Raw genomic sequence first — 7707 nt, 5'->3', positions numbered from 1 at the left:
TGGACACCGCGTGTTCGTCGTCGCTGGTGGCGCTGCATCTGGCGGCGCAGGCGCTGCGCAACGGCGAGTGCGGCCTGGCGCTGGCCGGCGGCGCGACCGTGATGGCGACCCCGGGTACCTTCGTCGGCTTCAGCCGCCAGCGCGGTCTCGCCGCCGACGGCCGCTGCAAGGCGTTCGCGGACGGCGCCGACGGTACCGGCTGGGGCGAGGGCGTGGGCGTACTGCTGCTGGAGCGGCTGTCGGACGCGCGGCGCAACGGCCACCCGGTGCTGGCCGTGCTTCGCGGCAGCGCCGTCAACCAGGACGGTGCCAGCAACGGGCTGACCGCACCCAACGGCCCCGCCCAGCAACGCGTCATCCGGCAGGCGCTCGACCACGCGCGTCTGCGGCCGTCCGACGTGGACGCGGTCGAAGGGCACGGCACCGGGACCACGCTCGGCGACCCGATCGAGGCCCAGGCGCTGCTCGCCACCTACGGCCAGGAGCGCGCGGACGGACAGCCGCTCTGGCTGGGCTCGTTGAAGTCCAACATGGGCCACACCCAGGCGGCGGCCGGGGTGGGCGGTGTGATGAAGATGGTGCTGGCCCTGCGGCACGGCGTACTGCCCAAGACGCTGCATGTGGACCGGCCGTCCCGGCATGTGGACTGGTCGGCGGGGGCGGTGTCCCTGCTGACCGAGCAGACTCCCTGGCCGGAGACCGGTCGCCCGCGCCGCGCCGCCGTCTCCTCCTTCGGGATCTCCGGCACCAACGCGCACCTCATCCTGGAGCAGCCCGCCCCCGTGGAACCGGCCGCGGACGCGACGGTGCCCGACGCGCACGGCGGACCGGCGGCGGTGCTCCCGTGGGTCCTGTCCGCCAGGACGCCGCAGGCGCTGCGTGAACAGGCCGCGGTACTACGGGAGTTCCTTTTGGAGCGGCGGGAGGTCGCCGCCGCGGACATCGCGCTCTCGCTCGCCACGACCCGTACCGCCTTCGAGCACCGCGCCGCGGTCGCCGCCGAGGACCGCGCCGGTGCCCTCGCGGCGTTGGCGGCGCTGGCCCAGGGGGAGACCGTGCCGGGAGCCGTCCAGGGAACCGCCGGCGCGACGGGCGGAGGGAAGACCGCGGTCCTTTTCTCCGGGCAGGGAAGCCAGCGCGCCCGTATGGGAGCGGCGCTGTACGCGGCCTTCCCCGTCTATGCGCAGGCCTTCGACCAGGTGTGCAGCCACCTCGATGCCCATCTGGAACGGCCGCTGCACCAGGTGGTGTTCGCCGCACCGGAGTCGGCGGACGCTGCGTGGCTGGACCGTACGGAGTATGCGCAGCCCGCCCTGTTCGCCGTCGGGGTCGCGCTCTACCGGCTGTGGGAGAGCTGGGGCCTGCGGCCGGACGCGGTGGCCGGGCACTCGATCGGAGAGCTGGCGGCGGCGCATGTCGCGGGGGTGTTCGACCTGGCCGATGCCGCCCGGCTGGTCGCGGCGCGGGGCCGGGCGATGGAGGCCATGCCCTCCGGCGGGGTCATGGTGTCCCTCCAGGCGGCGGAGCACGAGGTGCTGCCGTTGCTCGCCGGACGCGAGCGTGAGGTGGCCGTCGCGGCGGTCAACGGCCCGGCCGCGGTGGTGGTCTCGGGCACGGAACGCGCCGTCGGCGACCTCGCCGCGCACTTCGAGGCGCTGGGGCGCAAGGTCCGCCGACTGCGGGTGAGCCATGCCTTTCACTCACCGCTGATGGACCCGGCGCTCGATGCGTTCCGGCAGGTGGCCCGCGAGGTGGTCTACCACGCCCCGGTCATCCCGCTGGTCTCGGACGTCACCGGTGAGCTCGCGACGGACGGGCAGCTGAGCGACCCGGAGTACTGGGTGCGTCATGCACGCGAGGCGGTGCGCTTCGCGGACCAGGTGCGCACGCTGACCGGGCGGGGCGTGACCACGTTCGTCGAGGCGGGACCGGACGCGGTGCTGGCCGCCATGGCGCGCGAGAGCCTGAACGCGGACGCACGGGCCGTACCGAGCCTGCGCCGGGACCGGCCGGAGGCCCAGGCACTCGCCACCGCCCTCGCCGAACTCCACCTCAGCGGCGCACGGGTGGACTGGGAGGGGGTCTTCGCGGGGACCGGCGCGCGCCGGGTGGAGCTGCCGACCTACGCCTTCCAGCGGGACCGTTACTGGCTGGCTTCCGGCGCGGCCGGTGCGGACGCCAAGCGCGGCCGGCCGGTCGCCCACGAGCCCTCGACGGCCCTCGCACACCCGGGCCGGGCCCCGGAGGACCGCTTCTGGCAGGCCGTGGCGGACCGCGATCTGGGCGCCCTGGCGACCGTGCTGGACGTCGACTCCGCACGCGAGGCGCCCTCGCTGAAGGCCGTTCTCGCGCTGCTGGCCGACTGGCGTGACGGCCGCGGCGAGCCACCGGCCGGGCCCGGCCGTGCCGACGGGGGCGCGACGGCGGAACCGGGCGCGGACTGGTACCACCACATCGCCTGGCACCCGCTGACCGACCGGGCCACCGTGCCGGGCCCGACCGGCACCTGGCTGGTCGTCGCCCCGGCCGGCCGCCCGGACGAGGAAGCGGTGGCGGGCGTGGTCGCGGCGCTGGAGGAGGGCGGCGCCGAGGCCGTGCTCGTGGAGCTGGCGGGAGAGCAGGACGGCGGGGACGGCACGTCCACGGAGGCCGTCACCTCCCTCGCGGACCGGCTGCGCCGGGCGGCCGACGGCCGGGCGGTCGCGGGAGTCCTCTCGTTGCTCGGACTCGCCGAAGGCGAGCAGCCCGGACACCCGGGCGCCGCCCGTGGCCTGGCCCTCACCGCCGAACTGCTGCGCACCCTCGACGACCCGGAAGTACCGGGCGGCCGGGCGCCGTTCTGGGCCGCCACCCGCGGCGCCGTGTCGGTCGGCCGCTCGGACCGGGCGGCCGACCCGGCGCAGGCGCAGACCTGGGGACTGGGCCAGGCGGCCGCCGGGGAAGCAGCCGAACGCCGGGGCGGCCTGGTCGATCTGCCCGAGCGCCTCGACGTGCGGGCGCGGACCCGGCTGCGTGCGGTGCTCACCGGCGCCGGCGGAGCGGACCAGGTCGCACTCCGCCCGTCCGGTGCCTACACCCCACGCCTGGTACGGGCCGCGCAGCCACCGACCGGCGACCCTGTCTGGACGGCACGCGGTACGGCGCTGATCACCGGCGCGACGGGACCCCAGGGCCCGCACCTCGCCCGCTGGCTCGCCCGCGCCGGGGCCGAACACCTGGTACTGGTCGGGGCACCCGGTTCCGACGACACCGACGACATCGACGACACCGGCGACACCGGTGACACCGACGGTATCGGCCAACTCAGGGGAGAACTGGACGAGTTGGGTACCGGCATCACCCTTGCCCGCTGCGACCTCCGCGACCGGGCGGCGCTCTCCGCGCTGCTGGACTCGCTGGCCGGCAGCGGCCGGACGGTGCGTACCGTCGTCCACACGACGGGAGCGCCGCACCCGGCCCCGCTGCGCGACACCCCGCTCGACCTCCTCACCGACACGCTATCGGCCAAGGTCAAGGAGGCCGAGCAGCTGGCCCAACTGGTCGACCGCGACGCACTGGACGCGTTCGTCGTCTGCTCCTCCACCGCCGGTGTGCGGGGCGCCCAGGGAGGGGGTGCCCACGCCGCCGCCGACGCCCATCTCGTCGCCTGGGCCCGGCGGCAGCGGGAGCTGGGCCTGCCGGTGACCACCGTCGCCTGGGGACCGTGGGACACGGGCTCCTTGGACGACGAGGCAGGGGCACGGACATCCGAGGCGAGCGACGGGCCCACACCGATGTCCCCGGCGGCCGCCGTCCGCGCACTGCACCGCATCCTCGACGAGGACCGCACCGAATGGGTGGTGATGGATATGAACCAGGATGTGAACCAGGACGCCGCGGACGCGACGGCGCCGGCACCGCCCAACGGCCCGTTCGCCGAAGGCCCCGAAGAGCTGCGGCGGCGCCTGCACCGGCTGCCCGAGGACGAGCGGCCCGCCCTGCTGCTGGAGCTGGTCCGGGCCCGTTCCGCCGCCGTGCTCGGACACGCCGACGGGCAGTCCGTCGGTGCCGACGACGACTTCCTCGACATCGGCTTCGCCTCCATGACCGCCGTCGAACTGCGCAACCAGCTGGTCACCGACACCGGCGTGGAACTGCCGCCTACCTTGATCTACGACTGCCCCACACCGGCAGCCCTCGCCACGTACCTGCTCGACGAAGTGCACGACCTGAAGGAGCCCGCGTCATGACCACCTCCGCGACCCACCGCGCCAACCCCTGGATCCACCGCTACCACCCGGCTCCGGACAGCGCACCGACCCTGGTCTGCTTCCCGCACGCCGGGGGCTCGGCCACCTTCTACCACCCGCTCTCCCGCCTGCTGTCACCGCAGGTGGACGTGGTGGCCATGCAGTATCCGGGACGTCAGGAACGGTACGGCGAGCCGGCCATCGACAACCTGGCGGAACTCGCCGACCGCGCCCACGAAGCGCTCGCCCCGCTGACCGGCCGCCCGCTCGCGCTGTTCGGCCACAGCATGGGTGCGACCCTCGCCTTCGAAGTGGCCCGGCGGATGGAGCGGGAAGCCGCGGCGCCCGTCGCCCTGTTCCTCTCCGGCCGCCGGGCACCGTCCCGGCACCGCAGCGGCCTCGTCACCGACGGCGGCGACGCGGCGCTGATCGCGGAGCTCCGGCTGCTGCGCGGAACCGACCCCGAGATGCTGGACGACCCCGAGATCCTGGGAATGATCCTGCCCGCGCTGCGCGCCGACTACAAAGCGATCGAATTCCACCGCTGCCCGCCGGGCGCCTCGGTGAGCTGCCCGGTCACCGTGCTCACCGGCGACGCCGATCCGCACACCACCATCGAAGAGGCCAGGGCCTGGTCCGCGCACTCCACCGGGGCATTCGACTTCGAGGTCTTCCCCGGCGGCCACTTCTATCTCGCGGACCGTCCCGAGGACGTCATGGACGCCGTCGCCCGGCGCCTGCGGACGATAGCCGCGACGGTGTGACGAGCGGCCCGACCCGGCTGGCCGATCTCGTCGGCCCGCCGGGTGCCGCCGGCCACCGCCCGGCACCCGGAAAGGAATTCATGAGCGAGAGCACCCTGCGCCCGCTCGCCCCGGCCCCGGCCGGATGGCGGGCCATCTGGCAGGACACCTTCGAGGGCGACGAGGGCGCGCCCCCGGACCCGGAGCGCTGGCGGGCCGTCACCGGCAGCCCCTTCGGCGCCGGCATGGAGGAGCACACCGACGACCCCGCGCATCTCTCCCTCGACGGCGACGGGCATCTGCGCCTGACCGCGACCTACGACGCCGGGACCGGCGCGGACGGCACCGAAGGCCGGTACCGGGCGGCCTGGATCGAGACCCGGCGAGAGGACTTCGTCCCGCGCCCCGGCGGCGCGCTGCGCATCGAGGCCCGCGTCCGGACCGCTCCCGGCAGCGGCCTCGACTGTGCGATGTGGGCCTGGGGCACCCAGCTGCGCCACCGCGGAGACGAGGACCCGGTGCAGGCGTGGTACCGGGCGGGCGAGATCGACGTCTTCGAGGTGCTCGGCTCCGCACCCGACTCCGTCTGGGGCGCCGTGCACTCCCCGGAGTGCCACCAGATTCCCTCCCTCGGGATGGGCGGCCCCACCACCACCGGTGACGGCAGCGCGCTGAGCGACCGCTTCCACACCTACTCGGCCGTCTGGCGGCGGGACCCGGACTCGATCGCCTGGGCCCTCGACGGCCGCGAGTACCTGCGGCTGACACCCGACGACACCACGCGCCAGGGGTGGCTGTTCCACCAGCCGGTCTTCTTCTGTCTGGCCATCATCATCGGCAGCCCGGGCGGGCCGGTCCCGCCGGGCACGCCGGACCCGTCCGCGCTCCCGTCCTCGCTGCTCGTCGACCGCATCACCGTCTTTGAACAGACCGAACGGACCGAACGGACCGAACGGACCGGACCGACCGAACGGACCGAACGGACCGGACCGACCGAACAGGCCGAACAGACCGGACCGACCGAGGAGTACCGCGCGTGAACCAGCCCCGCACACAGGACCTCAACTCGCTGATCTCCGAGCTGGTCAACGACGTCCGCCAGGACCCGACGGGCGCCCTGGGCCCCTCGGTCTACGAGACGGCCCGGCTCATCGCGCTGGCGCCGTGGTTGCCGGGCCACACGGAGAGGATCGGGTTCCTGCTCGATCAGCAGAATCCGGACGGGAGTTGGGCCGGCCCGGACGGCTATGCGCTGGTGCCCACCCTGAGCGCCGTGCAGGCCCTGCTGGTCCTCCTCGGCGGGGACGGCGGCGCTGCGCCGCCCGTCTCGCGGGACGCGGTGGCCACCGCGGCCGAGCGGGGGCTGGCGGCCGCGGCCGCGGTGCTCGCCAAGAGCGAGCAGCGGGCCGTGCCGCCCACGGTCGTGTACTTCATGATCATCCCGGCGTTGGTCGAGGACATCAACGCTCGCCTGGCCACCCTGCCCGCCGATACACCCGGCACCGCCGTGCGCCGTCTGCCGCTGCCGCACGGCATGACCGACGCCGTGCTGCGCCAGCTGCGGGCCGACGCCTGGCGCAACCCGCTGGCCGGCCACTACCTGGAGATCGTCGGCCCCATCGCCGTCCACGCGGCCGAAATGCAGCCCGTCGACGGGGCCGTGGGCTGCTCGGCCGCGGCGACCGCGGCCTGGCTGGGCACCGACCGGCCCGCCGACCCGGACCACCCGTCCGTACGCTTCCTCACCGCGACCCAGGCCCGGCTCGGCGGCCCGGTACCGGCCATGACCTCCCTCACCTACTACGAGCGGGCCTGGATCCTGGGCAACCTCGCCACCGCGGGCGCCCCCGTCGACCTGCTCGCGCCCCTCGCGGAGGGACTCCCGCCCCAGGTCGGACAGTCGGGAGCGCCGACCGCACCGGGCTTCGCCTACGAGGCCGAGACCAGCGCCATCGTCCTGACCGCACTCGCCCAGCTCCGCGCGCCCGAAGAACCCCACTACCTGTGGCAGTACGATGCGGGCAGCCACTTCATGTCCACCATCCCGGAACACCAGCCGTCCCACACCACCAACGCCCATGTACTCGAGGCGCTCGGCGGCTACGCGAAGCACCAGCCCGCAGACGCCGCCCGCTACCACGACGCGGTCGCCCGGATAGCCCGCTGGCTGGGGGAGCGGCAGCAACCGGACGGCAGCTGGTCCGACAAGTGGCACGCCTCACCGCTCTTCGCCACCGCCCGCTGTGTGCTCGCCCTGCACCGGCATGCGGGACCGGAGTCCACCGAGACGGTGGACCGCGCCGTGCGCTGGGTGCTGCGCAGCCAGCACGACGACGGATCCTGGGGCCACTGGGGCGGCACCGCGGAGGAGACCGCGTACGCGGTGCGGATCCTCCTGGACACCCGTGCCGGCCGTGCCGGCGGCGCGGCGCGGACCGAGGAGGACCGCGCGGCCGAACGCGCCGCGCTGCGCGGCCGCGACCACCTCCTGCGGCACGGCCTGGGCGACCGCCACCCGCCTCTGTGGATCGGCAAGGAGCTCTACACCCCCGCCCATATCGTCCGGGCGGCCGTACTGGGCGCGCTACTGGCGGCACAACGGCTCAACTGACGGCGGTGGCGGGCCGGCCCGGGTGGCGGGCCCTGAGGGGGCTGGTGCGGGAGAAGGAGATCTCGTTCGACCTGCTGGTCGAGGCGATCGAGTCGGCCCTCCTCATCGCTTACCACCGCACCGA

The 7707-nt window shown here is 74.6% G+C and carries 4 protein-coding genes; all 4 read left to right on the top strand.

Annotation, left to right across the window (positions count from 1 at the left end; translation table 11 throughout):
• Positions 1 to 4229, top strand: a 4229-nt coding sequence (locus tag ACWD6P_RS36540; protein WP_451448527.1) for a type I polyketide synthase, incomplete at its 5' end; no start/stop codon positions are given.
• A complete protein-coding gene (locus ACWD6P_RS36535) occupies positions 4226 to 4993 on the top strand; it encodes a thioesterase II family protein (protein WP_451448526.1) in 768 nt (255 codons plus the stop codon). The genes ACWD6P_RS36540 and ACWD6P_RS36535, both read left to right, overlap by 4 nt.
• 80 nt (positions 4994 to 5073) lie before the next feature.
• A complete protein-coding gene (locus tag ACWD6P_RS36530; protein ID WP_451448525.1) occupies positions 5074 to 6012 on the top strand; it encodes a glycoside hydrolase family 16 protein in 939 nt (312 codons plus the stop codon).
• Positions 6009 to 7583 carry a hypothetical protein gene (locus ACWD6P_RS36525; protein ID WP_451448524.1) on the top strand — a complete coding sequence of 525 codons (1575 nt, stop codon included), beginning with the start codon at positions 6009 to 6011 and terminating at the stop codon, positions 7581 to 7583. The genes ACWD6P_RS36530 and ACWD6P_RS36525 overlap by 4 nt, the downstream gene beginning before the upstream one ends.
• The last annotated feature ends 124 nt before the right edge of the window (positions 7584 to 7707 follow it).

The organism is Streptomyces sp. NPDC002446 (assembly GCF_053595675.1).
This window is presented reverse-complemented; position numbering and strand designations above follow the sequence as displayed.